This is a genomic window from Streptomyces sp. NPDC051684 (genome assembly GCF_044453445.1).
GTDB lineage: Bacteria > Actinomycetota > Actinomycetes > Streptomycetales > Streptomycetaceae > Streptomyces.
Window position 1 is genome coordinate 1 of the sequence record NZ_JBITCS010000054.1, and the last position, 23781, is coordinate 23781.

Genomic DNA, 23781 nt, shown 5'->3' on the forward strand with positions numbered 1-23781 from the left:
GGCTCAACGACCACCCAGGCCTGATCAGTCAGCTCATGACGACGCACCACGAAAACACCAACGCGCCAACCACTTTGCGGACACGACCTAGGACCAGGGGTGGGCCACGCCCGAGATTCTTATTGCACATATATTGCAACAATGGCATGAGCGCACCGGTGGTGCTGGGGATCGAATCGTCGTGCGACGAGACCGGCGCGGGCATCGTGCAGGACGGAAGGCTGCTGGCCCACGTGGTGGCGTCGAGCATGGACGAGCACGCCCGCTTCGGTGGGGTGGTGCCCGAGATCGCCTCCCGCGCCCACTTGCAGGCGTTCGCACCGGTCGTGCGGCAGGCCTTGGGCGACGCCGGGATGCGGCTCGGACAGCTCGACGCGGTGGCCGTCACCACCGGACCGGGCCTGTCCGGTGCGCTGCAGGTCGGCCTGGCCGGCGCCAAGTCCCTTGCCTACGCGGCGGGCGTTCCGCTGTACGGGGTGCACCACTTGGCCGGGCACGTGGCCGCGGACACCCTGGAGCACGGCCCGCTGCCCGAGCCGTGTGTCGTCCTGATCGTCTCCGGCGGTCACACGTCGCTGCTCCTGGTCTGTGACCTGGCGCGCGCACCGATCGTGCACCTGGGCGACACCCTCGACGACGCGGCCGGCGAGTGCTTCGACAAGGTCGCCCGCATCCTCGGCCTGCCCTATCCGGGCGGGCCCGCCATCGACCGCGTCGCGCGGGCGGGGAACCCGGAGGCGGTCGCCTTCCCGCGTCCGCTGACCAAGGGCGGCGACGATCCGTACACCTTCTCCTTCTCCGGGCTCAAGACCGCGGCCCGCCCGGTGGGTGGAGAGGCACCGGCTGCGCGGCGAGGAGCCGTCGGTCGCCGACGGGGCCGCCGCGCTGCAGGAGGCCGTCGCCGACGTCCTCCCCCGCAAGGCGCTGCGTGCGTGCCGGGACCACGACGTGCGCACACTGATCGTGGCGGGCGGTGTGGCCGCGAACTCGCGGGTCCGCGCGCTGGCCGAACAGCGCTGTGCGGCGGCGCACGCGGCCAGGGGCTCGTGGACGTGGAACGGCAGGCATCGCTGGAGCCGGTGGAGCGCGACACGGCAGCCCCCTGTCCCACCACGTCCGTCTACTGAGACGGAACTTGACCAGTGGGCGCACGTGCGGGAGATTTCCCTAGCAATCCAGTAGGAATAGTAGGCAAGAGGTGAGGAAGGGAGGGTCCGTGCGACCGCTCGACGTTCAGCGCCGTCTGCCGTGGTCCGCTCCTGCCGCGCCCATGTGCGACGCATTCGACCTCGGTGCCCTGCTCGTCGCCCGTCGGCATGTTGATCTCTGCCGATGCACCAGCGCCTGCTGTCGGCACTGACACCGCACCAGCACCCGCAAGTCGCACCGCGCCGCGCCGCGCCACCCTTCGCGCGTTCCGCTGCCCTCTTTCCGCCTTCACCTTCCGTCCTCTGTCTCTGTGAGGTCCCCGCCCCGTCATGTCCACTCTCACCTTCCACTGGTTCCTGCCCACCACCGGCGACAGCCGCCACGTCGTCGGCGGCGGCCACGGCTCGACCCCCGGCACCGCCGGAGGCGACCGCCCGGCGTCCGTGGAGTACCTGGGCCAGATCGCCCGCACGGCCGAACAGCTGGGCTTCGAGGGGGCGTTGACGCCCACCGGGGCCTGGTGCGAGGACGCGTGGCTGACCACGGCGATGCTGACGCAGGTCACCGAGCGGCTGAAGTTCCTCGTCGCCTTCCGGCCCGGCCAGATCTCCCCCACGCTCTCCGCCCAGATGGCCGCCACGTATCAACGGCAGTCCCACGGACGCCTGTTGCTGAACGTGGTGACCGGCGGCGAGAGCGCCGAGCAGCGCGCCTACGGGGATTTCCTCGACAAGGACCAGCGGTACGCGCGCACCGGCGAGTTCCTCGACATCGTGCGCCGCCTGTGGGGCGGGCAGACCGTCGACCACCACGGCGCACACCTCCGTGTGGAGGGCGCCCGCCTGAACCGGCTGCCGGACCCCGTGCCCAGTGTCTACTTCGGCGGCTCCTCCCCCGCGGCCCTGGACGTCGCCGCCCGGCACACGGACACGTATCTGACCTGGGGCGAACCCCCGCAGGCCGTGACGGAGAAGATCACCGAGGTCCGCCGGCGCGCCGAACTCCTGGGCCGCACCGCCACGTTCGGCATCCGGCTGCACGTCATCGCCCGTGACACCGCCGCGCAGGCGTGGGCGGAGGCCGAGCGGCTGCTGGAGGGCATGGACCCGGAGCGGATCGCAGCCGTGCAGCGCGGACTGGCGACGTCCGAGTCCGAGGGCCAGAAGCGGATGCGCGCGCTGCACTCCAGCGGCACCAGCTCCGACCTGGAAATCTACCCGAACCTGTGGGCCGGCGTCGGCCTGGTGCGCGGCGGCGCCGGCACCGCCCTGGTCGGCAGCCACACGGAGGTCGCCGACCGCATCGAGGAGTACCACCGGCTGGGCATCGACGAGTTCGTGCTCTCGGGCGTTCCGCACCTGGAGGAGGCGTACTGGTTCGGCGAGGGTGTCCTGCCGCTGCTCGAACGCCGCGGACTGTGGCGGCACCCGGCGGCGCCGGCCCCCGTCGAGTCCGGCACCGTGGCGTTCGCGGGCGTGTGAGCGGTGGGTACGGACATCAGCACCGACACACGTACGCGCCCGGCGGCCCCGGAACCGGACGCGGGCGGCAGCGCGACGGCCGGGCGCAAACTGCGCACCGTCGTGCTCTCCAGCCTGCTGGGCACCACCGTCGAGTGGTACGACTTCTTCCTCTACAGCACGGCGGCGAGCCTCGTCTTCGGGAAGCTGTTCTTCCCGGAGACGAACGGCACGGTCGGCACCATGCTCGCCTTCGCCACGTTCGCGGTGGGCTTCGTCGCCCGGCCGCTCGGCGGGCTGCTCTTCGGGCACATCGGCGACCGCGTGGGCCGCAAGCGCACCCTCGCGTTCACCATGGGCCTGATGGGCGTCTCGACCGCGCTGATCGGCCTGCTGCCCACCTACGAACAGGTGGGCGCGCTCGCCCCCGTGCTGTTGCTGGTCCTGCGTGTCGCGCAGGGTGTGGCGCTCGGCGGCGAGTGGGCCGGGGCCGTTCTGCTTGCCGTGGAGCACGGTCCGGAGGGGCGCAAGGGCCGGTTCGGCAGCTATCCGCAGATCGGCCTGGCGCTCGGACTCGCCCTGGGCACGGGCGTGTTCGCGCTCCTGAGCAACGTACTGAGCGACGAGGCGTTCCTCGGCTACGGGTGGCGGGTCGCGTTCCTGGCCAGCCTGGTGCTGGTGGCGGTCGGGCTGACCGTCCGGCTGAAGATCGACGAGACCCCCGCGTTCCGGGCCGTGCTCGGCATGGCGACGGGGCCTCGGGCCGTGCCCCTGGTCGAGTTGGTGCGCGATCGGCTGACGCGCCGCCACCTGCTCCTCGGCATGGTGTCCCGGTGGGGTGAGGGCGTGGCCTTCAACACCTGGGGCGTGTTCGCCCTGACGTATGCGACGGGGACGCTGCACCTGCCGCGCACGTCCGCACTGTTGACGGTGACCGGCGCGTCGCTGGTCATGGCGGTGCTCGTCCCGGTGTCGGGGCGGCTCGTGGACCGATTCGGCGCGCGGCGCGTCTATCTGACGGGCATGGCCGCGTTCGGTGTGTCGGTCTTCCCCGCCTTCCTGCTGTTCGAGACCGGCGGGGTGCTGGGTTTCGCGGTGGCGCTCGTGCTCGCCCTGGGCATCGTGCACGCCTGCTTCTACGGGGCGCAGGGCACGCTGTTCGCGGCGCTGTTCCCGGTGCACGTGCGCTACACGGGCATGTCGGCCGTCTACCAGGTCTCCGGCATCTTCGCGTCGGGCATCACCCCACTGTTGGTCACCGCCTTCCTCGCCCTCGGCTCCGGCACCCCGTGGCCGGCGTGCGGATACCTCGTCCTGTCGGCGGCGGGCAGCGTCTGGGCGACGTCCCGCCTCCGCGAGGAGCAGCTGTTCGTCCGAACGGGCCGGCCCGCCGGCGCCGGTGGGCCGGACTCCCCGCGCTAGGGCCTGTCGTTTGGATCAGGCCGGGCTCGCGGGGCCTGATCCAAACGACAGGCCCTAGGCGGCGAGCCGACTGAGGTCCATGGTCCAGTTGGTCCGCCAGGTCGCCCCGTCGCCGTCGGAGAACGCCTGCTCCCAACGGGCCGCGTCGGGCGCGGCGTTGGTCCAGTCGAACCGCAACTTCACCGCGCGACCGCCCAGTACGTCATCGCAGAAGAAGCGCCCCAGGGCCGTCCCGCAAGGAGCCCTCCATACGGAACGGCTCCTCCACGTCGCACGCGAAGGTCGCATCAACAGAGAACCCGAGGCTACGTCCCAGGACTGACAACGCTCCCTGGAGCGGACGGTCGGCGATCAAGACCGCCCCTCCGCCGTCGCGGGACCCGGCGGGCCGACGGTTCCGGATATTCTGGATCACCAGTAACGTCCTTTCACGGGGGGAGAGTTCATGGATCCGGAGATGGTCGCGCTTGCGGGTACGGCGGGCACGACGCTGGTCGGCCTGCTGACGACCGAGGCCTGGCAGCGGGCCAGGGACGGTGTCACCGCGCTGTGGCGCCGGGCCGAACCCGCCCGCGCCGACGCCATATCCGCCGAGCTGGAGGTGACCCGGGCGGACCTGCTGGCCGCGCAGACCGACGGCGACACCGAGTCCCCTGCCGAACTGGGCGCGGAGTGGCAGGGCCGGATCCGGCGGCTGCTCGCGACACACCCCGAGGAGGCCCGCGCCCTGCGCGCGCTCGTCGACGAACTGCGGCCCCTCGCACCCGAGATCACGTCCGTCACCCAGCACGCCACCGCCTCCGGGCACGCCCGCGTCTACCAGGCTGGCCGCGACCAGCACTTCGATAACCGATGAGCAGCCCCAACGAAGCACGGGCCGACGGACACGGCCGCGTCTACCAGGCCTCCGGCGACCAGCACATCGTCGAGCACCATCACCACGCCTCCGAGTGGTCGGGGCCCGACTCGGTGCGCCACCCGGCCGTCGGCCGCGCCCCCGTCGCCCTCCGCGACCGCGTGGGCGAGATGGACCAACTGCGCGCCGCGGTCGAGCCGGGTGTCGGCAACCGCGTCTACGTCCTGCACGGCCTGGGCGGCTGCGGCAAGACCGCCGTGGCCTACACCCTCTTCCGGCACGCCACCGAGCAGGTCGGCCGCGTCGGGCTGTGGGTCAACGCCTCCGATCCGGCCTCGCTGCGCTCCGGCATGCTCGCCGTCGCCGCCGACCGGGGCGCGACCGACGCCGAACTCACCGGCGCGCGCGGCGGCCTGCGCCCCGCCGCCGACCTCGTCTGGCACTACCTCGACCGCTCCGGCGAGCCCTGGCTGCTCGTCCTCGACAACGCCGACACCCCGGCGATCCTGCGCGCGGGAGGCTGGCTGCGTACGAGCCCCGCGGGCATCGTCGTCGTCACCACGCGCCAGGCCGCGACGCACTGGTGGCCGGGCGCGGAACTCCTCCAGTTCGGCGTCCTGCCGCGCCAGGACGCCGCCCTCGTCCTCCAGGACATCGCGCCCCACGCCGGCACCCTCGACGACGCCGCGGAGGTCGCCGACCGTCTCGGACACCTCCCGCTGGCGCTCACCCTCGCCGGCGGTTTCCTCGCCCACCAGGTCATCGACCCCTGGACGCTCGCCGACTACCGTCTCCGCCTTGACGGCAGTACCGACATCGAGCCCGCCGCTCTCGTGGACGCGGTCGACGAGACCCACTTCGACCCCCGGCACCTGCTCAACCGCACCTGGCAGCTCTCCCTCGACTCCCTCACGGCCCAGGGTCTTCCGGAGGCCACACCGCTGTTGCGTCTGCTGTCCTGCTGGGCGGGCGATCCGCTCCCGCTCAAGCTCCTCGCGAACACCGAACTCGGCGCCGAACTGCCCGGCTCCCGCGTCGAGTCCGCCCTGCGCGGACTCCTCGACCACTCGCTCACCGAGCTCGTACCGGGGCAGGTGCGCTGCCTGCGCGTGCACGGGATCCTGTTGGACAGCGTCGCGCACTCGACCCCTGACGGACAGCGGGAGCAGCTCGTCGAAACGGCTGCCCGCCTGCTGCTTGCCATGCTGCCGGAGGTACCCGAACGCGGGGCGCAGGACCCCGCGATGCTCCTGCTCGCCCCGCACGTCATGGCGTTGCTGCGGCGCGCGACGCGGTGGGGCACCAGTTCCTCCACCCTCGAGGGCGCCGCCGACTGCGCCCACCGGTTGATCGTCGCGGTGCACAGATCGGGCGACTACTCGTCGGCCCTCACCTTGGCGACCGACGCCGTCGCCCTCGCCACCGCGGGTCTGTCCTCCGACAACGCGAGCGTGCTCCGCCTCCGGCTGCGCGTGGGCCGTGCGCTCTTCCGCCTCGGCCGCTTCGAGGAGGCCGAGGCCCTTTACCAGGAACTGCGTTCGGACTGCGAGCGGGCGCTGGGCGCCGACGCGCCGGAGACGTTGGAAGCGTGCCTGAAGGTGGGGAGTCCGCTCGCCAATCTCGGCCGGATCCACGAAGTGCCTCCGCTGCGCAGCCGGGTCGTACGGGTCCGGGAGGAGACGCTGGGGAGCCGGCACCCACTCACGTTGATGGCCCGGTCCGCCTACATGGAGATCGCGTCGAACCCCGGCATGGCCGGTCTTCCGGAGCAGGCCGAGATGATCGCCACGGGCCCCGGGCTGCTCGCGGACTGCTACGGCACCCTCGGGGAGCTCCATGTCCTGACGCTCACCGCGGAGCTCAACTTCGCCGCATGCCTCATCTGCGCGAACCGGCACGCCGAAGCCCTGCCCCACGCGCTCAAGGCACTGACCGGGTACGAGCAGATCTTCGCTGCGGACTACCCCTTGGTGCTCAACGCACGCCATGCGCTCGGCCAGGTCCTGACTGCCCTGGGTCGGCACGCCGAAGCGGTCGAGCAGGTCGAGCTCCTTGTGGCGGGACGCCTTCAGGTGCTCGGACCGACCCATCCCTGGACACGTAGCGCTCAGGGCCTCCTCGCCCAGTGCCGAGAGGCGGACGGCTCCGGTCCGACGGAATGACGGGTGTGCGGCCGTGCCCTGCGTATGGTCGGCTGGAGGCGGAGTCAGCCGGCCGGACGGCCTGTCGGCCCCGCCGGTGTATGACGACCTGAGGGAGGTGTTCGACGCCATGCCCGTCGCGGACGCGTTCGTGGAGTGTCTGGATCCGGAGCTGTGTGTCGTCACCGCCGAGGCCGACGGCGAGCGGGCGGGGTGCCTGGTCGGGTTCTCCTCGCAGTGCTCGATCGAGCCCGTCCGTTACGTCGTGTGGCTGTCGAAGGCCAACCGGACGCACCGGGTCGCCAAGGAGGCCGGGCACCTCGCCGTACACCTGCTGGGGCGTGATCAGTACGCGCTGGCCCGGCTGTTCGGCGGTGAGAGCGGGGACCGTGTGGACAAGTTCGCGACGGTCGAGTGGGGTCGGGGGCCGCACGGAACCGTGGTGCTCGGAACGGCTCGGGCCTGGCTGGTGGGGCGTGTGGTGGGGCGGTTCGACGGGGGCGACCACGTGGGGTTCGTGCTCGCCCCGGAGGCAGCTGGTTCGGGCGGCGGGTCTGAGCTGCAGCAGCCGTTCCGGCTCTCCGACGCCGATGACATCACCCCGGGCCATCCCGTCGACTGATGACACGGCGACGAGCGTGGTCCGGAACCGGTCGGCGGCGCCACCGCCTCAGGTCCCCGGCCCGTCATGGTCGCCCTGCGGGCACAGCACGGTGATGCCCGAGCCCCGGGCGGCGTCCTCGGCGAACACCAACTGCGCGGCCTCGTCCATGCCGACCGCACGCGTCACGAGGTCGTCGGGCCGCAGCACCGTACGTTCGACCAGGTCGAGCAGTTCCGGGTAGTCGCTCGCCGCCATCCCGTGGCTGCCCAGGACATCGAGTTCCCAGGCCAGCACGCGGTCCAGCGGAATCGCAGGGGGCGGCCCCGCCAGGAGCCCGATCTGCACGTGGCGTCCGCGTCGGCGCAGCGACCGGATCCCCATGTCGATCACCGGTGCCGCCCCGACCGCGTCCACGGCGACATGGGCGCCCCCGCCGGTGAGTTCCACGATCTCCGAGACGGTGCTGTCCGAGACGCCCAGTACGTGTTCGGCGCCTGCCTTGGCCGCGAGGGCCAGCGCCTCGGTGGAGCGGTCGATCGCGATCGGCCGCGCGCCGAGTGCGACGGCGATCATGATGGCGCTGAGCCCCACTCCCCCGGCCCCGAAGACGGCCACCCACTCCCCGGCCCGCACCCGACCGCGCGCGGACACGGCGCGATAGGCGGTGGCGAACCGGCAGCCGAGGCTGGCGGCAGCGGCGTCCGAGACGGTCGGCGGCACCGCCACCAGGTTCGTGTCGGCGGCCCGCACGGCGACCAGCTCGGCGTGCGAACCCCAGTGCGTGAAGCCGGGTTGGGTCTGGTCGGGGCAGACCTGCGCGTTGCCGTCCCTGCACCACTCACAGCTTCCGCACCCGTTGACGAAGGGGGCGGTCACCCGGTCGCCGACGGACCAGTTCCGTACGTTCGCGCCCACCGCCTCGACCCGGCCGACGAACTCGTGGCCGGGGATCTGGGGCACGGACACCGTGTCGTCGTGGCCGGACCAGGCGTGCCAGTCGCTGCGGCACAGGCCGGAGGCCGCGACCCGTACGACGGCGCCGTCCCGCGGAACCCGCGGGTCGGGGACCGTCTCGACGGCGACGGGGCCGCCGAAGCGGTGGTAACGCAGCGCCTTCACTTCTTCCTCCTTCAGCGGGCCGAACCACTTCGCCGCACGGTAGCCGCCGTAGACGATCACAGCCCACGCGGGGGCGGGACGCGTACGGTGCGGCCGGGCACCTCACCGGGGGCCGCGGGTTTCCGCGGCGCCGAACGCGATGCGGAGCTGGCCCAGGAGCACGTTCACGGCCGGGGTCCGCCCGCCGCGGTTGTCCCACGCGAGGGCCAACTTGCCGCGCAGGGACGGGTGCGTGATCGGGGCGGTGCGCACATGGAAGGCGGCCGCCTCGTCCGGGGTGAGTTCCGGGACGACGGCCACGCCGAGGCCGCGGGCGGCGATCCGCAGCAGCACGGGCGGGGAAGCGGCTTCGTAGACGACGTCCGCGGTGATGTCCGCGGCGTCGCAGGCGCGTTGGAGCACGCCGCGGATGCCCGTGCCGTGCGGCAGGCAGATCAGGTGCTCGTGGGCGAGGTCCGCGAGCGGGATGCCGTCCCGGGGCAGCCGGTCGTCGTCCTCGGCGACCGCGGCGACGATGCCCGTCTCCAGGATGGTGTCGGTGGCGACGGCCGCGGGGAGTTCGGCGCCGGTGAGGCCCACGACGGCGATGTCGAGGCCGCCGTTGACGATCGCGGTGAGCATCTCCTCGGAGCTGTGTTCGGAGAGGCTGACCCGTACCTGGGGGTGGTCGTGCCGGAACTCCGCCAGCACGCGCGCGATGTCGAACTCGTCGGTGGCCGCGCCGGACACGAGGCCGACGCGCACCTCGCCGCGCAGCAGCCCCGCGTACTCGTCGGCCGTGAAGCGGATGCGCTCGGCGGCGGCGAAGGTCTCCCGGGCGTGTTCGAGGACCGCCCGGCCGACCTCCGTGAGCGCGGCACCGTGCCGGCCGCGCCGGAACAGCTTCTGCCCCAACTCCCGCTCCAGCGCGCCGATCTGCGCCGACAGGCCCGGCTGCGCGACATGGACCCGCGCGGCCGCCGCGGTGAAGCTGCCCTCCTCCGCGATGGCGACGACGTAGCGCAGCTGTCGAAGTTCCATAACTCGATCATATGGGATCCAGTCGATCCATGTGTTGGACGTATCGATCGGACCGCCGCAGGCTGGAGCCATGGACAACGAAGCGACGGACAAGACGACCTCGTTCGAGAGCCACTGGTACACGCCGGACGACCCGCGGTACACGGCCGAGCTCGCCGGGTTCCAGACCGCCTACGGGCACCGGCCCGACGTCGTGGTGGCCGCGCGCCACGCCGAGGACGTCCGGGCGGCGGTGGAGTACGCGGCCCGGCACCGGCTGCCGGTCGCGGTGCAGTCCACCGGGCACGGGCTGTCCGTCCCGGCCGACCGCGGCGTCCTCGTCACCACGCGCCGCCTCGACACCATCGACATCGACCCCGAGCGCCGCGTCGCACGAGTCGGTGCCGGGGTACGCGCGGGCGACCTGGTGACGGCCACCGCCGAACACGGGCTCGCGCCCCTCAACGGCTCCTCGCCCACGGTCGGTGTCGTCGGCTATCTGCTCGGCGGCGGAGTGGGCCTCATGGTCCGCGAGTTCGGCTACGCCGCGGACCATGTCACCGCCGTCGACCTGGTCACCGCCGACGGCCGCAGGCGGACGCTGCGCCCCGGCGACGAACTGTTCGCGGCGGTGCTCGGCAGCGGCGGCAACTTCGGTGTCGTCACCGGCGTGGAGGTCCAACTAGTCCCGGTGGCCCGTATCTTCGGCGGCCAGATGATGTTCGACACACCACTGGTCCCGGCGGTGGTGCGGGCCTGGCGCGCGTGGACGCACACCGTCCCGGACACCCTCACGTCCAGCCTGGCGATGGTGCGCCTCCCCGACCTGCCGGTGCTGCCGCCGCATCTGCGCGGCCACTTCGTCGCGTCGATCCGGATCGTCTCCACGTCGTCCGCCGAGGAGAGCGAGCGCCTGGTCGCGCCGCTGCGCGCCGTCGGGACGCCGCTGACGGACGACCTGCGCGACATGCCGTACACCGAGTCGTACACCGTGCACCGCGACCCCGAGGACCCGCACGCGTACGCCGCGACCAACGCCCTCCTCGCGGACCTCCCCGAGGAGGCCACCGACGGTCTCCTCGCGGCGCTCGGCCCCGAACCGACCGTCGTCACGGACATCCGCCACCTGGGCGGTGCCACGCACACGACCACGTCGGACAACGTCATCGAGCACCGCGACGCCCGGTACGCCGTCCGCCTGATCGGCGAGGGCACCGACACCATGGAACCCGCCGACTTCAAGCGCCCGTTGGACGCGCTCGCACCGTGGACGGTCGGCCGCCACCTCAACTTCGTCTACGGCGCGGCCGCGGCTGCGGGCGACGAGCAGACGGCGTCCGGCTACTCGGCGGACACGTACGCCCGTCTGACCCGGCTGAAGCAGCGGTACGACCCCGCGAACATGTTCCGCTTCAACCGGAACATCAGGCCTGCGGGTTGAGCGGGCGGCCGGGCGGGAGGACCCGAGGTCGGTGCCGCCTCCCGCTCAAGAGGCCGGACCGGTATCGCTCCGCTCGCCCCGCCGGGCCAGCAGGCCGGAGGCGGTGATCGCTGTCGTGCGGCGGACGACGTCGGTGAAGTCCAGGCGCATGGCGGCCAGTTCGGGGTCCGATGCGTAGGCGGCGAGCATCGCGTCCGACGGGCGGCTGCACGGCCACGCCGACATGGCCATGAGCAGGGTCGACTCCACCAGGGCGGCCGCGCCGTCGGCGCCGAGTTCGGGTACGTGGCGGCGCGTGAGCTCGACCAAGGACCCCAGCGACCGGCGGGCCGCGTGCTTGTGCCGGACGGCGAGGTCGGTGGAGATGTTGTGCTCCAGGACGGTGCCCTGCGCGCTGAACAGGTCACAGAGCACCGGTCGCCGCGCCATCGACGTGGCCAGCAGGTCGGCCAGGAGATCGGCGCGCTCCCGCGCCGTACTCCCGTCGAAAGCCGGCACCTGTTGCAGTTCCGCGAGCCAGCTCTGGATCTCGGTGTCCAGCAGGTCGAGCAGGACCGCCTCGCGCGATTCGAAGTAGCGCAGCACGTTGGCCTTGGCCAGGCCGACGCGTCGGCTCAGCTCGTTCAGGCTCAGCTTCGCGACCGGCATCTCGGTCAGCAGCGCCGCCGCGGTGTCGAGGATCTGGCGGCGGCGCTGGCTGCGCTGTTCGTCGGTGCGGGCGCGCTGGAAGGTCACACCGTCATGTTACATACCGGCGGTACTTTGATAAGCGACCGGCGGTACGTTACCGTGGGGCGGAGACAAGATACCGGCAGTACGTAAAGAGGGATCCTCATGTATCAGGTCTCCGACCAGCACGGAAAGCTCGCCGTCGTCACCGGCGCGAACAGCGGCACCGGCAAGGAGGCGGCCAAGCGGCTGGCCGGGGCCGGGGCCCATGTCGTGCTCGCGGTCCGCACCCCCGCCAAGGGGGAGCAGGCCCGCGAGGAGATCCTGGCCGCCCACCCCGGGGCCCGGGTGGAGGTCCGCCGCCTCGACCTCGCCGACCTCGCCTCGGTCCGCGCCTTCGTCGACGGCCTGACCGCGGACGGCCGGCCGCTCGATCTGCTCCTGAACAACGCCGGCGTCATGAACGTGCCCCAGCGCACCGAGACCGTCGACGGCTTCGAGCTGCAACTGGGCAGCAACTTCCTCGGCCCGTTCGCCCTCACCGTCCAGCTCCTGCCGCTCCTGCTGACGGCCCCCGCCCCGCGCGTGACCACGATGAGCAGCGGCACCGCGAACCGGGCCCGCATCGACTTCGACGACCTGCAGTCCACCCGCGAGTACAGCCCGACCCGCGCCTACGCCCAGTCCAAGCTCGCCGACATGCTGATGACGCTGCACCTGGCCGACCTCGCCGCCGAACGCGGCTGGCCGCTGCTGTCGGCCGGCGCACACCCCGGCTACACCCGCACCAACCTCATGACCTCGGGCCCGACCCTCAACGGCGGCCGCCCCGGCTTCGTGGAGTCGCTCCTGTACAAGATCGTGCCCTCGCAGGGACCGGAACAGGGCACGGAACCCCTGCTGTACGCGGCCACCGACCACGCGGCCGCACCGGGCCACTACTACGGCCCGCGCTGGGGACTGGTGGGCCCGACCAGGACCACCCAACTCCCGCGCAGCGCACGGGACAAGACGGTCGCGGCACGCCTGTGGGCGGAGGCCGAACGGCTCACCGGGGTGGCCGTGCCGGGGCTGACCGTCTGAGACATGGCGCCGGCCAGGCGACTACGGGTCGCGCGCACACCACTCCAACACACGTCGCTGTCATACGAGTTGAGCGGTTGACCGACCGCGGCCCACCGCGCCCGCTCGTCCTCACCCGACGCGCAGCAGGATCTGGGTCCCGGCGCCCGCGCGCAGCTTGTGGATGGCCTCGACGGCGTCGTCGAGCTCCATCTCCTCGACCCAGCCCGTGGTGTCGGCCACCGCCGCGGCCTGGTCCGTGGCGTTGGTCCGGTTCTCCTGGCGCCGCAGGGTCTGCGCGGCGGTCAGGCCCCGTTGAGGCCCTCCTCCGCCTTGTCGCTCAGCTCGATGGCGGCGGCCGGGCAGACACTGGCGGCCTCGTCCACCAACGCGTGCTGGTCCACGGGCGGTTGAGCGTCGAGCAGTACCACGATGCCGTCGTCGTCGCGCTGGTCGAAGACCTCGGGTGCGATCAGTACGCACTGTCCGGCGCCGCAGCACTTGTCCTCGTCGACGGTGATCTTCAGGGAGGTCACTGGGGCCACTCCTTCGGGGTGGGGGTGGAGGGTGCGGCGACCAGGCCGCTGACGGCGTCGGCGAGGAGCGTGGCCGTGGCGCGCCAGGAGGCGGGCGGTGCCGCGCCGCGTCCCACCCGTTCCTCGTGCTCGGCGCAGGTGTGCGTGATGAGGACGGTCGCCATCGCCCCGCGGGCGCGGCGCACCTCGGCCGGAACGTGGCCGAGGAGCCCGCCAAGTCCGCTGAGGACGGCGGCGAGGGGGCGGCGGTTCAGGGCGTCGTCGGTGTGCACGGACCGCAGGACCGGGTCCGTCATGAGCTGCGAGGAGAAGCGTGCGTACCAGGTCGGTGCGTCGAGCCGGGCCAGGTACTCCGGCACGGGCCGCACCAGGCACTCGACCCATGCGCGTACGTCATCGGGGTCCTCGATGCCGTCGAGCATGTCCTGGCGGATGCGTTCGGCGGCCGCCGAGTGGTGGGCCACGATGGCGCGCACCAGCTCGGTCTTGGAGCCGAAGTGGTAGCCGACCGCGGCCACGTTGCCCTGTCCCGCCGCCTCGCCGATCTGCCGGTTGGAGACGCCGCCGATGCCCTGCTCGGCGTAGAGGCGCTCGGCGGCGGCCATGATGGCGTGGCGCGTCTCCAGGGACCGGGCTCCCGACGACCGGCCTCCGGGCCGGGCCGCCCCGGCCTCCCGCCCGGGTGACACGCTCACCATCGCACCGGCAGTTCGTGCAGCGGTCCGGTCAGCAGCCCGTCGACCTGCCGCAACTCGGTTCGGTCCACGGCCAGTTCGAGACCGGGCAGGCGGCGCAGCAGGACCTCCAGGGCGGTCTGCATCTCGGTGCGGGCCAGCGGCTGGCCGAGGCAGGAGTGCGGGCCCGCGCCGAAGGTGAGGTGCGGATTGGGCGAGCGTGAGAGGTCCATGGTGTGCGCGTCCGTGAAGGTGTTCTCGTCCCGGTTGGCGGCGGACATGCCGCACACGACGGTGGTCCCCTTGGGCACCACGTCCTCACCGAACTGCACGTCCTCGTGGACGTAGCGGACCATGCCGAGCCCGTTGCTCGGGTCGATCCGCAGTGACTCCTCGACCGCGGACCTGATGAGCGAGCGGTCGGCCAGGAGGCGTTCCCAGCGGCTGCGGTCGGACAGCAGGTGGGCCACCATCAGGGCGATGAACCCGGCGGTCGTCTCGTGCCCGGCGAGCAGCAGCGCCTGCCCGGTGGCGACGAGGGCCTCGTCCGGCAGGACGGCGCCCTCGCCGTCCTGTGCGGTGAGCAGGAGCGTGAGGAGGTCCTCCTCGCCCTCGACGACACGCCCCGCCTCCAGTTCGGCCCGCTTCCCGGCGATCAGCGCGGTCATGTAGTCGGCGAACTCGCGCTGGGCGGTGGCCATTTCGTCGGCGCTGTACTTCGTCATGCTCAGGAACATGTCCGACCAGCCCTTGAAGGCGTCCCGGTCCTGCTCCGGCACGCCGAGCATGGCGCAGATGACATAGACGGGCAGCGGGAACGCGAGCCCGGCCACCAGGTCGGCGGGGCCCGGCTTCGCGGTCATCTCGTCGATCAGGCGCTCCGCCACGCGCTCCATGTCGGGGCGCAGGGCCTGGACGCGTTTGGCGGTGAACCAGCGGTTGAGCAGGCGGCGCCAGCGTTGCTGCCCGACGGCGTTGAGGGTGCGGGCCATCGGGCTGTTGAAGATGTCCCCCGCACCGTCGGACACCCGCGCGGCGTCCTCGCTCGCGGTGCCCTCGCGACTCAGCCGCGGGTCGCTCAGCGCGGACCTGACGTCGTCGTAGCGGGTGAGCAGGGTGGCCTCGTCACCACTGGGCAGGGTGACGCGCGCGACCGGGCACTCCCGTCTCATCACCTCCCACTCGCCGGGCGCCTCGAGCGGTGCGGGCTGCGCGAAGGGGTAGCGCCGAACTGCCGCTTCGTCGTGGGGTACGTGGGGCATGGCGGCCTTCCGAAGTAGGTGCCTGGCATTGCCCTTCACTCAAGGTTAAAACAGTCGCATTAAGCAAGCGGATGGCTTGATTTCCAGCGTGAAGAGTCCGGAACGGAACGGTGGTCGCACAGAGGACGGACGCGTCCGGCGCGGCACACCGACACACGCCGCGCCGTCGCCGCCGTACCCCTCAGGCGTCCGTGGCCAGCACCGCGTGAAGCGCCGCCTCGGCAACGTCGAAGCACTCGGGGAAGGGGCCCTCGCCCTCGGCCCAGCGACCGAAGGCCTCCTCGGAAACGATCGAGGCCACGCGTGCGGCAAGGCGCGCCTCCACGGGCCCGGATCCGCGTCGCTCCAGGGCGTTCCTCAACGCGGCGGCGATGTCGGCCGACTTGCTGCGCTCACGTTCCCGCAGCTCCGCGCTGGACTCAATGATCGCCCTTCGTCGTCCGGAGTCCGTGACCATCGCACTGACCTCCGTACCGACCTCGCGGAGGGCCGCCAGTGCCGCCCGAAGCGGCGCAAGACCGGGCTTCGCGGCGAGAACCGCCTCGGTCACGGCGAGCGGAAGCCGCTCGGAGCCGGCGAAGAGAATCTCCCGCTTGTCCGGGAAGTACCGGTGGAAGGTGCGGCGGGTCAGCCCCGCGCGCTCCGCGATCTGCGTCACCGTCACCGCGTCGTAGCCATGCTCGCCGAACAGGTCGAGTGCCGCCTGGCGCAGGCGTTCCGGAGCTCCAGCGTCCCAACGTGCCATGCCCACATCCTACCCATCGCTATGTCTCACTGTGACATCGCTGCTAATCTAGTGATGACACAGTGAGACATCACGGAAGGCGGAGGAGTCATGGCGCAGAGCGAAATACGGAACGACAGGCTGAGCGACATATGGATCCTGGGGGCCACCGGCAGGGTCGGCCGGGCCGTCGCGGCGCGGATCGTGGCGGCCGGGACCGTGCCCGTCCTGGTCGGACGCGACGCCGACCGACTGCGCAAGACCGCCGCCGACCTCGGGCTCGACGCGGACTCGAAGATCGTCGTCGCGTCGGGGGCGGACGCCATGGCAGCCGAGATCTCCCGGCAACGGCCCGCCGTGGTCGTCAATACCATCGGCGACTACGCGGAGAGCGCCGTCCCGCTCGCACGCGCCTGCATGCCCGGCGGCCACTACCTGGACCAGGCCAACGACCCGATCGCCTTCCACCGCCTGTTCGCCCTGCACGACGAGGCCGCCGCCGCGGGAAGCACCGTGGTGACCGGTGCGGGTTTCGGTGTCGTCGGAACCGAGGCGGTCGTGGCGCGCATGTGCGAGGACCGTCCCGTGCCGAGTCGGGTCCGGGTGGACTCCTTCGCCTCGGTCGCCGTCGAAGAGGGGGCGCTCGGCGACGCCCTGGCCGCCAGCATCGTGGACAGCCTCGCGATGGGCGGCCGCCGTTACGAGGGCGGCCGGTTGGTCAGGACCCGCCTCGGCCGCGAGGTCCGTCAACTGACCCTTCCCGACGGGGAGCGCATGTCCTCGGTCGGCGTTCCCTCCGGGGAACTCATCGCCGCTCACCGTGTGAGTGGCGCCCCCTCGGTGTCGGCGACCTCCGGCCTCGTACCCGCCTCAATCGCCGTTCGAGCGGCCCTTCCACTGCTCTCGGCGATCCTGCGGATCCGGGCCGTACGGTCCTTCGCGGTCGACCGGATGTCCCGGATCAAGGCCAAGGCCGCCCCGCGCCCGCGCCCTCACACCTGGGGCCACGCCGTCATCGCTTGGCCCGACGGCACCGTCCACGAAGGCTGGCTCCGGGCCGGCGACGCCATGGACTTCACCTCCGCCGTGGCCGCGCAGACCGCGCTCCGGCTCGCCGCGGGCGAGGGACGCCCTGGCGCTCACACGCCGGCCGCCGCGCTGGGCCCGGATCTCGCCGTCGCGGCCGGAGCCGACTTCGTGGACGAGGTCCTTCCTCACTGTTGAACGCCGCCACCATGGCCGCCGCGGCCCCGAAGCGCCGTCGAGTCGGTAACAGCTCTTCGAGGGGCGGCAGTTGAGGAGCCGAGCGACAGCCCCTCCGGGAGCGTCAGGCGTCCACCGGCTCGCCGACCCGAGCGGCCGCGTCCGACGTGCCGTCCTCCCGGTCCTGCGGATCCGACGGGCTCTTGAGGAAGTGGGACAATGAACGCCGCCGCGAGGTACAGCAGCGTGAGCGCCGACTTCAGCCCGTACCGCTCCTTCAGCCCGTCCTCCAGCTCGGGAAACATTCCCGACGGCGGCGTGACCGTGATCCGGACGATGCCGCGCTCCAACGCCCTCTTCAACAGCCGCGACACCTTCGCCCGCGACAGATCGAGCCGCGCCGCGATCTCCGGCTGCCGTACGCCCTGGAGGTGATACCGGCGTGCCACGTGCGTCATCATCCGCACTTCCGCGTCCGTACTCGCACCCCTGCACAGACATTCGTACATGCTGTCTGGGGCGCGCCCGCCACAGACAGCGGCTCAGAAGGCCAGAACCTTCCCCGGGTTGAGGATTCCGCTCGGATCGAGCGCCGCCTTGATGCCCTGATGGACGCGCACACCAGCCGGACCGAGTTCCTTGGCGAGCCAATCGCGCTTGAGCAGGCCCACGCCGTGTTCGCCGGTGATGGTGCCGCCCAGGCGCAGGCCGAGGTCCATGATCGCGCCGAACGTCTCGTGGGCGCGGCGCACCTCGTCGGCGTTGTCGCGGTCGAAGATGACATTGGGGTGGACATTGCCGTCACCGGCGTGGGCGACACACGTGACCAACAGGCCGTGTCGCTCGGAGAGTTCGGCGATTCCGTCGATCATCTCGGCGAGCCGGCCGCGCGGGACACAGACGTCGTCGGCCAGGTAGGCGCCGAGACGTTCGGTCGCGATGCCGACCAACCGGCGGCCCGCCAGCAGGAGTTCGGCCTCGGCGGCGTCCTCGGCGATCACCGTGGTGCCGCCGTGCGTCTCGGCGATGGCGGCGAAACGGCGCAGGTCGGCCGGGGCCGATTCGCCCCGGTCGGACTGCGCGATGAGGACGGCTCCGGCATCGTCCGGGAAGCCCAGGTCGCGGTACGCGCTCACCGCGTCGATGCTGGGGCGGTCCATGAACTCCAGGAGGCTGGGCCGCGGCCCGCTGCTCATGTACCCGGGGACGGCCGCGCACGCGGCGGACGTGGTCGGGAAGAACGCCACGGCGGTCAGCGGGCGTTCGGCGGCGGGCCGCAGCCCGACGGTGACCTCGGTGATGACACCGAGGGTACCTTCCGACCCTACGAAGAGGTGGGTGAGGTCGTAGCCCGCGACACCCTTGGCGGTGCTGCGGCCGGTGTGCAGCACGCTGCCGTCGGCCAGGACCACGGTGAGCCCTCGCACGAAGTCGCCGGTCACGCCGTACTTCACACAGCACAGGCCACCCGCGTTCGTGGCCGCGTTGCCGCCGAGTGTGGAGGACTCCCAGGACGACGGGTCCGGCGGGTAGAACAAGCCGTGCTCGGCGACGGCCCGCGACAGGTCGGCGTTGACGACACCCGCCTCGACCCGCGCGACCTGGTCGACGACGTCGATGTCGAGGATCCGGGTCATGCGCTCCACGGACAGAAGAACGCAGCCGTCGACCGCGTTGGCACCGCCGGAGAGCCCAGTGCGGGCGGCCTGCGGCACCACGGGGATGCGGTGCTCGTGGGCGATCCGCAACGTGACCGCCACCTCGTCGGTGCTGCGGGCCCGCACCAGGGCGACCGGCGTGCCACTGGGGCAGAACGGAGCGTGGTCCGTGCTGTACGCGGCCAGCACGTCGGCATCGACGGTGACCGACTCGGCGGGGAGGGCCGCACGGAGCGCGTCCAGGGCGGGGCCGAGTGCGGGGGTGGCGGGTGCGGTCAAGGCGGCCTCCAGCGGACGGGCGGTCGTGCGGTGCGGCAGGGACCGTCCGAGCATGCGCAAGGGAAGATCGTTTGCACAAGACCGTGGAAGGGACCGGACAGCCCGGATGCTCCACGATGTGGGTTCGGGCCGTGTACGGCAGTTGTGTGCTTGTGTGGGGAGGGGGGAACGCGGGTTCAGGGGCGGATGAGGGCCTTGAGGACCTGACGGTCGGCCATGGCCTGGTAGGCGTCCGGCGTCCCGTCGAGGGTGAAGGTCCGGTCGAAGACGCGGCCGGGGGCGATGGTGCCGTCCAGGACATCGGGCAACAGCTGCTCGATGTAGGCGCGGGCGGGGCTGGCGCCGCCGGTCAGGGTGATGTTGCGCATGAACTGGGCCGGCCCGATGGGGCCCTGCTCGTACTGGGGGACACCGAGGCGGCTGACGGCGCCGCCGTCCCGGACCGCGCCGAGCGCGGTGTCGAGGGCCGGGCGGGTGCCGACGGCCTCGATCACCTTGTCCACGCCGCCGGTCAGCTCGCGGATCCGGGCGATGCCCTCCTCGCCGCGATCGGCGACGACATCGGTGGCGCCGAAACGGCGGCCCAGGTCGGTGCGGGGTGCATGGCGGCCGGCGAGAACGATCCGCTCGGCCCCGAGCCTGTGCGCGGCGATGACCGCGCACAGGCCGACCGCGCCGTCCCCGACGACCAGCACCGTGTCACCGCGGCCGACGCCGGCGGTGACGGCGCCGTGGTGGCCTGTGGTCATCACGTCGGACAGCGCCAGGAGCGACGGGAGCAGCGCGGAGTCGGCGGACACGGGCAGCTTGACGAGGGTGCCGTCCGCGTGCGGCACGCGGACGGCTTCGCCCTGGCCGCCGTCGACACCGTCGAAGCCGTACCGGCCACCGTTGCGGCACGAGATGTGCAGGCCCTTGGCGCAGTAGTCGCAGATGTTGTCGCTGTACGTGAACGGCGCGACGACGAGGTCTCCCGCCTTGAGGCCGGTCACGTCCGTGCCGGTGTCCTCGACGATGCCGAGGAACTCGTGGCCCATGGGTCGGCCGGTGTCCGTGGCGGGCATGGACGCGTACGGCCACAGGTCGCTGCCGCACACGCAGGAGGCGACGACGCGGACCACCGCGTCGGCCGGCTGGACGATCTTCGGGTCGGGCCGGTCCTCGACGCGGACGACTCCGGCTCCGTACATCACTGCTGCACGCATGAGGGGTTGCTCCAAACAGGGGGCGGGGAACAGGGGCGGGCTGGGGGTCCGACCGGGTGTCAGCGCTCCAGCATCCGGGCCTGGGCCTCGGTGTGGGTGGCGCCCGCGGCGGGCGGAAGGCTGGACAGCCTTGCCAGCTGCGCGGCCGTCAGCGTGACGGCGTCGGCGGCGGTGTTCTCCTCGACCCGGGCCACGCGCTTGGTGCCGGGGATCGGGGCGATGTCGTCACCCTGGGCCAGCAGCCAGGCCAGCGCCACCTGTCCGGGCGTGGCACCGGCCTCGTCGGACAGCGCCTTGACCTCGTCGGCGAGCGCCAGATTGCGCCGGAAGTTCTCGCCGGTGAAGCGTGGGTTGCCGCGGCGGAAGTCGTTCTCGTCGAACTGGTCGGTGGAGCGCACGGTGCCGGTCAGCACGCCGCGGCCGAGCGGGGAGAACGGCACCAGGCCGATGTTCAGCTCCCGCAACACCGGCAGGACGCGCTCCTCGATACCGCGGGTGAACAGGGAGTACTCGGACTGGACCGCGGTGACCGGCTGCACGGCGTGGGCGCGGCGGATCGTGTCCGGACCGGCCTCGGAGAGCCCGAAGGCGCGCACCTTGCCCTCGGCGATCAGCTCACGCACGGCGCCCGCGGTCTCCTCGATCGGCGTGTTCGGGTCGACCCGGTGCTGGTAGTACAGGTCGATGTGGTCCGTGCCCAGCCGCTTCAGGGAGCCCTCGACCGCGGTGCGGATGTTGGCGGGGCCTGAGTCCAGGTTCCAGGCGCCGTCGCCGCCGTGGGAGACCAGGCCGAACTTCGTGGCCAGCACCACGCGGTCCCGGCGGCCCTTCAGCGCGCGCCCGAGCAGTTCCTCGTTGGTGTAGGGGCCGTAGATCTCGGCGGTGTCGATGAGCGTGACGCCCAGCTCCACCGCCCGGTGCACGGTCCTGATCGACTCCGCGTCGTCGGTGCCGGAGCCGGTGTAGCCGTGGGACATGCCCATGGCGCCCAGCCCGATCCGGGAAACCTCCAGGTCACGCAGCTTGATGTAGCGCATCTCGTCCTCTTCGCGTCGTGGCGTCGCCAGACATCCTCGTCGTCGTCCGGATCCGGACCCGGGTCAACAGGCGGTCGTACCAGTACCAGGACCTGCGCCGGTCCGTCCGGCGGATGCTCAGGATGTCGGCGTCTTGTCCCTTCACCTTCGCCCGGATTGCGGCGGCGTGGCAGGGCGGGCTCTTCGGGGGTAATGACAGGGCCCCCTCCCGGCTGCGCGGCAGGTCCGAGGCGCGTGAGACTGGGGTCATGGCATCCCAGAGCGCGCACAGCGAGGGCGCCGAGCTGGGCCGCTACCTGCGCGCCCGCCGCACCCAGACCAGCCCCGAACACGTCGGCCTCACTCCCGGCGCCGGAGTACGCCGCACCCCGGGGCTGCGCCGCGAGGAGCTGGCCACCCTCGCCGGCATCAGCATCGACTACTACGTCCGGCTCGAGCGCGGCAAGGAGACCCGCCCCAGCCCCGCCGTGCTCGACTCCCTCGCCCGCGCGCTGCGCATGGACGACCAGGAACACCAGCACCTGCGGGAACTCGCCGCCCGCGCCGCCCGCTACGTCGGCGAACCCCCACCCGCGCCCAGCCGGACCGTGCGCCCCCACCTCAAGCTGCTGCTCGAGTCACTGCGCCCCAACCCGGCGTACGTCATCAGCCGCAGCATGGACATGCTCGCCTCGAACCCCGGCGGGCTCGCCCTGTACGCGGGCCTGGACGACTGGCCCGCCAAGCACCGCAACCTCGCCCGCTACCTGTTCCTCCACCCGGCCGCCCACGACCTGTTCCCCGACTGGGACCGGCAGATCACCGCCTGCGTCGCCCGCCTGCGCGCCGTCGCCGGCACCGCACCCGACGCGCCCGACCTCACCAACCTCGTCGGCGAACTCCTCCTCAAGAGCCCCGACTTCGCCGGGCTGTGGGAACGCTACGAAGTCACCGGACGCAAACCCGCCCACAAGACCTTTCAGCACCCGCAGGTCGGCCTCCTCACCCTCACGTCCCAGTCCCTGCACGTCGAAGGCACCCCCGGCCAGCGCATCGGCGTCTACACCGCCGAACCCGGCACCCCCGACCACGACGCCCTGCTCCTCCTCGACATGACCTCCCCACGCCCCGCCCACGGAACCACCGCGACGCGGCACGCGCCGGGCAGCTGAACCGCACCGCGAGACGTCACTCCTCCAAGGCTTGCCCTCGGGCTCACCCGGGGGAGCTCGCCCCGGCCGAGGGACGCTCCCCCGCCGGCTCGGTCGGCGGGGACGAAGTGGGCGGGGACGAAGGCGAGGGCGTTGCCGGGGTGGGGACCGCCGTGCCGGAAGGTGTCGACGGTGCGGGGCTGGGTGTCTGGCTGCGGTCGGGGGCGGGCGAGGACGAGGGTGCGGCGGGTGGCACGGGGGTGCGGCTCGGGCCCTGGTCCGGGTCCGGGGACAGAGCGACGTAGCCGACGGCAAGGGCCGCGGCGGTGGCGAGTCCGGCGACGGGGAGGGCGAAGCGGCGGCGGATGTCGCGGAGCCGAGGCAGGCGGCGCAGCTGCGGGCCTGGCGGCCGGGCCGGGCGCAGGGCCCGTACGGTGACGCTGTCGGCGCGCACGGCGAGCGCCTCGCGCAACCGTTGCTCCACCGGCCGTTCGGCCTGGTCGGCCGGGTGGACGGGTGGCGTGCGGGGAGTCATATCCGGCCCTCCAGGATCTTTTCCAGTGCGTCAAGGGCGCGGCTGGCGTTCGACTTCACCGCGCCTTTGCTGATGCCGAGGGTGGCGGCTATCTCGGCCTCGCTGAGGTCGGCCCAGTACCGCAGGACCAGGACTTCTCGGCGGCGCGGCGTGAGCCGGGAGAGCGCGGCGAGGACTTCGCGGTGTGCCTCGTCGAGGACGACGAAGTCCTCCGCTGACGGGGCTTCGCCGGCCGGTGGCGGCGTCCACGCTCGGGCCGTGCGGCGCCGACGCAGCACCGAGCGTGCGGTGTTGACGACGGCGGTGCGCAGATAGCCGAGGGCGTTGTCCACCTCCGTGATGTGTTCGCCATGGCGCCGGTAGAGCGCGGTGAACGCGTCCTGCACGACGTCCTCGGCCGTGGCCAAGTCGTCCACGAGCAGCACCGCGAGGCGCACCATGCGCAGCCGGTGGGCGTGGTAGAGCTCGCCGATGGTGGGTGGTCGGTCGAGGTGCGTCGGTGTGTACGAGGTCGCGGCCCGGCCCGGCGCGTCGGTGGCCGGGCCGGGTGGCCCTTCGAGAGTGGACCAGTCGCGTCGCAGCAGCCCACGCAGCACCTCCCGCCACCGTGGGCGTA

Annotated in this window: 24 protein-coding genes and 1 pseudogene; 12 read left to right on the top strand and 13 right to left on the bottom strand. The window is 72.2% G+C overall.

The features are described from left to right. Nucleotides 1–146: 146 nt before the first annotated feature. From tsaD to ACIA8D_RS38150, 4 genes and pseudogenes are all read left to right on the top strand, one after another. Nucleotides 147–1029: pseudogene (gene tsaD, locus ACIA8D_RS38135) on the top strand (tRNA (adenosine(37)-N6)-threonylcarbamoyltransferase complex transferase subunit TsaD); the annotation flags it as partial. Between the two features lie 241 nt (nt 1030–1270). Continuing rightward, complete coding sequence (locus ACIA8D_RS38140) at nt 1271–1360, top strand: putative leader peptide (protein WP_399239511.1); 90 nt, start codon at nt 1271–1273, stop codon at nt 1358–1360. A gap of 118 nt (nt 1361–1478) precedes the next feature. Beyond that, a complete protein-coding gene (locus tag ACIA8D_RS38145; protein ID WP_399239430.1) occupies nt 1479–2630 on the top strand; it encodes an LLM class flavin-dependent oxidoreductase in 1152 nt (383 codons plus the stop codon). Nucleotides 2631–2633: 3 nt separating this feature from the next. After that, nucleotides 2634–4031: an MFS transporter gene (locus ACIA8D_RS38150; RefSeq protein ID WP_399239432.1), complete on the top strand. Its 1398-nt coding sequence runs from the start codon at nt 2634–2636 to the stop codon at nt 4029–4031. A 54-nt stretch (nt 4032–4085) separates the two neighbouring features. Here the strand turns inward: ACIA8D_RS38150 and ACIA8D_RS38155 are convergent, their stop codons facing one another. Further along, nucleotides 4086–4214, bottom strand: coding sequence for a hypothetical protein (locus tag ACIA8D_RS38155; RefSeq protein ID WP_399239434.1), 129 nt, complete (start codon nt 4212–4214; stop codon nt 4086–4088). 262 nt (nt 4215–4476) lie between these two features. On the opposite strand from ACIA8D_RS38155, the gene ACIA8D_RS38160 reads away from it, so the two are divergent. The 3 genes from ACIA8D_RS38160 to ACIA8D_RS38170 all read left to right on the top strand — a co-directional run bounded on the left by ACIA8D_RS38160 (nt 4477) and on the right by ACIA8D_RS38170 (nt 7650). Continuing rightward, nucleotides 4477–4887, top strand: a complete 411-nt coding sequence (locus tag ACIA8D_RS38160) for a hypothetical protein (RefSeq protein WP_399239436.1) — start codon at nt 4477–4479, stop codon at nt 4885–4887. Continuing rightward, the gene (locus tag ACIA8D_RS38165) at nt 4884–7049 is read left to right on the top strand and encodes a tetratricopeptide repeat protein (protein ID WP_399239438.1); all 2166 of its coding nucleotides are present in this window, start codon (nt 4884–4886) and stop codon (nt 7047–7049) included. Before ACIA8D_RS38160 ends, ACIA8D_RS38165 begins: the two co-directional genes overlap by 4 nt. Before the next feature lie 109 nt (nt 7050–7158). After that, complete coding sequence (locus tag ACIA8D_RS38170) at nt 7159–7650, top strand: flavin reductase family protein (RefSeq protein ID WP_399239440.1); 492 nt, start codon at nt 7159–7161, stop codon at nt 7648–7650. A gap of 48 nt (nt 7651–7698) precedes the next feature. Here the strand turns inward: ACIA8D_RS38170 and ACIA8D_RS38175 are convergent, their stop codons facing one another. Both ACIA8D_RS38175 and ACIA8D_RS38180 read right to left on the bottom strand, forming a co-directional pair. Further along, nucleotides 7699–8751, bottom strand: a complete 1053-nt coding sequence (locus ACIA8D_RS38175; protein WP_399239513.1) for a zinc-binding dehydrogenase — start codon at nt 8749–8751, stop codon at nt 7699–7701. A 102-nt stretch (nt 8752–8853) separates the two neighbouring features. After that, entirely contained in the window at nt 8854–9771 is a 918-nt protein-coding gene (locus tag ACIA8D_RS38180) for a LysR family transcriptional regulator (protein WP_399239442.1), read from the bottom strand. A 70-nt stretch (nt 9772–9841) separates the two neighbouring features. Between ACIA8D_RS38180 and ACIA8D_RS38185 the strand changes: the two genes are divergently transcribed. Continuing rightward, a complete protein-coding gene (locus tag ACIA8D_RS38185; protein WP_399239444.1) occupies nt 9842–11191 on the top strand; it encodes an FAD-binding oxidoreductase in 1350 nt (449 codons plus the stop codon). Between the two features lie 45 nt (nt 11192–11236). Here the strand turns inward: ACIA8D_RS38185 and ACIA8D_RS38190 are convergent, their stop codons facing one another. Next, nucleotides 11237–11926: a TetR/AcrR family transcriptional regulator gene (locus ACIA8D_RS38190; protein WP_399239446.1), complete on the bottom strand. Its 690-nt coding sequence runs from the start codon at nt 11924–11926 to the stop codon at nt 11237–11239. Between the two features lie 99 nt (nt 11927–12025). Between ACIA8D_RS38190 and ACIA8D_RS38195 the strand changes: the two genes are divergently transcribed. Continuing rightward, a complete protein-coding gene (locus ACIA8D_RS38195; RefSeq protein WP_399239448.1) occupies nt 12026–12943 on the top strand; it encodes an SDR family oxidoreductase in 918 nt (305 codons plus the stop codon). Nucleotides 12944–13227: 284 nt separating this feature from the next. Here ACIA8D_RS38195 and ACIA8D_RS38200 read toward each other — a convergent pair whose 3' ends face one another. The 4 genes from ACIA8D_RS38200 to ACIA8D_RS38215 form a co-directional block, all read right to left on the bottom strand. Further along, nucleotides 13228–13449 carry a ferredoxin gene (locus tag ACIA8D_RS38200; protein ID WP_399239515.1) on the bottom strand — a complete coding sequence of 74 codons (222 nt, stop codon included), beginning with the start codon at nt 13447–13449 and terminating at the stop codon, nt 13228–13230. A 5-nt stretch (nt 13450–13454) separates the two neighbouring features. Then, a complete protein-coding gene (locus ACIA8D_RS38205) occupies nt 13455–14147 on the bottom strand; it encodes a TetR/AcrR family transcriptional regulator (protein WP_399239450.1) in 693 nt (230 codons plus the stop codon). Nucleotides 14148–14149: 2 nt separating this feature from the next. Further along, complete coding sequence (locus ACIA8D_RS38210; protein ID WP_399239452.1) at nt 14150–15394, bottom strand: cytochrome P450; 1245 nt, start codon at nt 15392–15394, stop codon at nt 14150–14152. A gap of 181 nt (nt 15395–15575) precedes the next feature. Continuing rightward, complete coding sequence (locus ACIA8D_RS38215) at nt 15576–16139, bottom strand: TetR/AcrR family transcriptional regulator (RefSeq protein ID WP_399239454.1); 564 nt, start codon at nt 16137–16139, stop codon at nt 15576–15578. A 90-nt stretch (nt 16140–16229) separates the two neighbouring features. Between ACIA8D_RS38215 and ACIA8D_RS38220 the strand changes: the two genes are divergently transcribed. Then, complete coding sequence (locus ACIA8D_RS38220; protein ID WP_399239456.1) at nt 16230–17342, top strand: saccharopine dehydrogenase NADP-binding domain-containing protein; 1113 nt, start codon at nt 16230–16232, stop codon at nt 17340–17342. A gap of 198 nt (nt 17343–17540) precedes the next feature. Then, entirely contained in the window at nt 17541–17756 is a 216-nt protein-coding gene (locus ACIA8D_RS38225) for a hypothetical protein (protein WP_399239458.1), read from the top strand. A gap of 107 nt (nt 17757–17863) precedes the next feature. On the opposite strand, the gene ACIA8D_RS38230 is transcribed toward ACIA8D_RS38225, so the two are convergent. The 3 genes from ACIA8D_RS38230 to ACIA8D_RS38240 all read right to left on the bottom strand — a co-directional run bounded on the left by ACIA8D_RS38230 (nt 17864) and on the right by ACIA8D_RS38240 (nt 21500). After that, the gene (locus tag ACIA8D_RS38230; RefSeq protein ID WP_399239460.1) at nt 17864–19312 is read right to left on the bottom strand and encodes an FAD-binding oxidoreductase; all 1449 of its coding nucleotides are present in this window, start codon (nt 19310–19312) and stop codon (nt 17864–17866) included. 122 nt (nt 19313–19434) lie between these two features. Beyond that, a complete protein-coding gene (locus tag ACIA8D_RS38235) occupies nt 19435–20463 on the bottom strand; it encodes a zinc-binding dehydrogenase (RefSeq protein ID WP_399239462.1) in 1029 nt (342 codons plus the stop codon). 59 nt (nt 20464–20522) lie between these two features. Continuing rightward, nucleotides 20523–21500 carry an aldo/keto reductase gene (locus tag ACIA8D_RS38240; RefSeq protein ID WP_399239464.1) on the bottom strand — a complete coding sequence of 326 codons (978 nt, stop codon included), beginning with the start codon at nt 21498–21500 and terminating at the stop codon, nt 20523–20525. A gap of 248 nt (nt 21501–21748) precedes the next feature. Here ACIA8D_RS38240 and ACIA8D_RS38245 point away from each other — a divergent pair, with 248 nt between their 5' ends. Then, complete coding sequence (locus tag ACIA8D_RS38245) at nt 21749–22651, top strand: helix-turn-helix transcriptional regulator (RefSeq protein WP_399239466.1); 903 nt, start codon at nt 21749–21751, stop codon at nt 22649–22651. A 43-nt stretch (nt 22652–22694) separates the two neighbouring features. Here ACIA8D_RS38245 and ACIA8D_RS38250 read toward each other — a convergent pair whose 3' ends face one another. Next, on the bottom strand, nt 22695–23165 hold the full coding sequence (locus tag ACIA8D_RS38250) for a hypothetical protein (RefSeq protein WP_399239468.1): 471 nt from the start codon (nt 23163–23165) through the stop codon (nt 22695–22697). Next, entirely contained in the window at nt 23162–23761 is a 600-nt protein-coding gene (locus ACIA8D_RS38255; RefSeq protein ID WP_399239470.1) for an RNA polymerase sigma factor, read from the bottom strand. Before ACIA8D_RS38255 ends, ACIA8D_RS38250 begins: the two co-directional genes overlap by 4 nt. Between the last annotated feature and the right edge of the window lie 20 nt (nt 23762–23781).

What these genes read in the sequence shown, in the direction of transcription:
- ACIA8D_RS38140 (WP_399239511.1), top strand. Translation starts at nt 1,271, where the DNA reads ATGTGCGACGCATTCGACCTCGGTGCCCTGCTCGTCGCCCGTCGGCAT.
- ACIA8D_RS38145 (WP_399239430.1), top strand. Translation starts at nt 1,479, where the DNA reads ATGTCCACTCTCACCTTCCACTGGTTCCTGCCCACCACCGGCGACAGC.
- ACIA8D_RS38160 (WP_399239436.1), top strand. Translation starts at nt 4,477, where the DNA reads ATGGATCCGGAGATGGTCGCGCTTGCGGGTACGGCGGGCACGACGCTG.
- ACIA8D_RS38165 (WP_399239438.1), top strand. Translation starts at nt 4,884, where the DNA reads ATGAGCAGCCCCAACGAAGCACGGGCCGACGGACACGGCCGCGTCTAC.
- ACIA8D_RS38170 (WP_399239440.1), top strand. Translation starts at nt 7,159, where the DNA reads ATGCCCGTCGCGGACGCGTTCGTGGAGTGTCTGGATCCGGAGCTGTGT.
- ACIA8D_RS38180 (WP_399239442.1), bottom strand. Translation starts at nt 9,771, where the DNA reads ATGGAACTTCGACAGCTGCGCTACGTCGTCGCCATCGCGGAGGAGGGC.
- ACIA8D_RS38185 (WP_399239444.1), top strand. Translation starts at nt 9,842, where the DNA reads ATGGACAACGAAGCGACGGACAAGACGACCTCGTTCGAGAGCCACTGG.
- ACIA8D_RS38195 (WP_399239448.1), top strand. Translation starts at nt 12,026, where the DNA reads ATGTATCAGGTCTCCGACCAGCACGGAAAGCTCGCCGTCGTCACCGGC.
- ACIA8D_RS38210 (WP_399239452.1), bottom strand. Translation starts at nt 15,394, where the DNA reads ATGCCCCACGTACCCCACGACGAAGCGGCAGTTCGGCGCTACCCCTTC.
- ACIA8D_RS38215 (WP_399239454.1), bottom strand. Translation starts at nt 16,139, where the DNA reads ATGGCACGTTGGGACGCTGGAGCTCCGGAACGCCTGCGCCAGGCGGCA.
- ACIA8D_RS38220 (WP_399239456.1), top strand. Translation starts at nt 16,230, where the DNA reads ATGGCGCAGAGCGAAATACGGAACGACAGGCTGAGCGACATATGGATC.
- ACIA8D_RS38225 (WP_399239458.1), top strand. Translation starts at nt 17,541, where the DNA reads ATGAACGCCGCCGCGAGGTACAGCAGCGTGAGCGCCGACTTCAGCCCG.
- ACIA8D_RS38230 (WP_399239460.1), bottom strand. Translation starts at nt 19,312, where the DNA reads ATGCTCGGACGGTCCCTGCCGCACCGCACGACCGCCCGTCCGCTGGAG.
- ACIA8D_RS38235 (WP_399239462.1), bottom strand. Translation starts at nt 20,463, where the DNA reads ATGCGTGCAGCAGTGATGTACGGAGCCGGAGTCGTCCGCGTCGAGGAC.
- ACIA8D_RS38240 (WP_399239464.1), bottom strand. Translation starts at nt 21,500, where the DNA reads ATGCGCTACATCAAGCTGCGTGACCTGGAGGTTTCCCGGATCGGGCTG.
- ACIA8D_RS38245 (WP_399239466.1), top strand. Translation starts at nt 21,749, where the DNA reads ATGGCATCCCAGAGCGCGCACAGCGAGGGCGCCGAGCTGGGCCGCTAC.
- ACIA8D_RS38250 (WP_399239468.1), bottom strand. Translation starts at nt 23,165, where the DNA reads ATGACTCCCCGCACGCCACCCGTCCACCCGGCCGACCAGGCCGAACGG.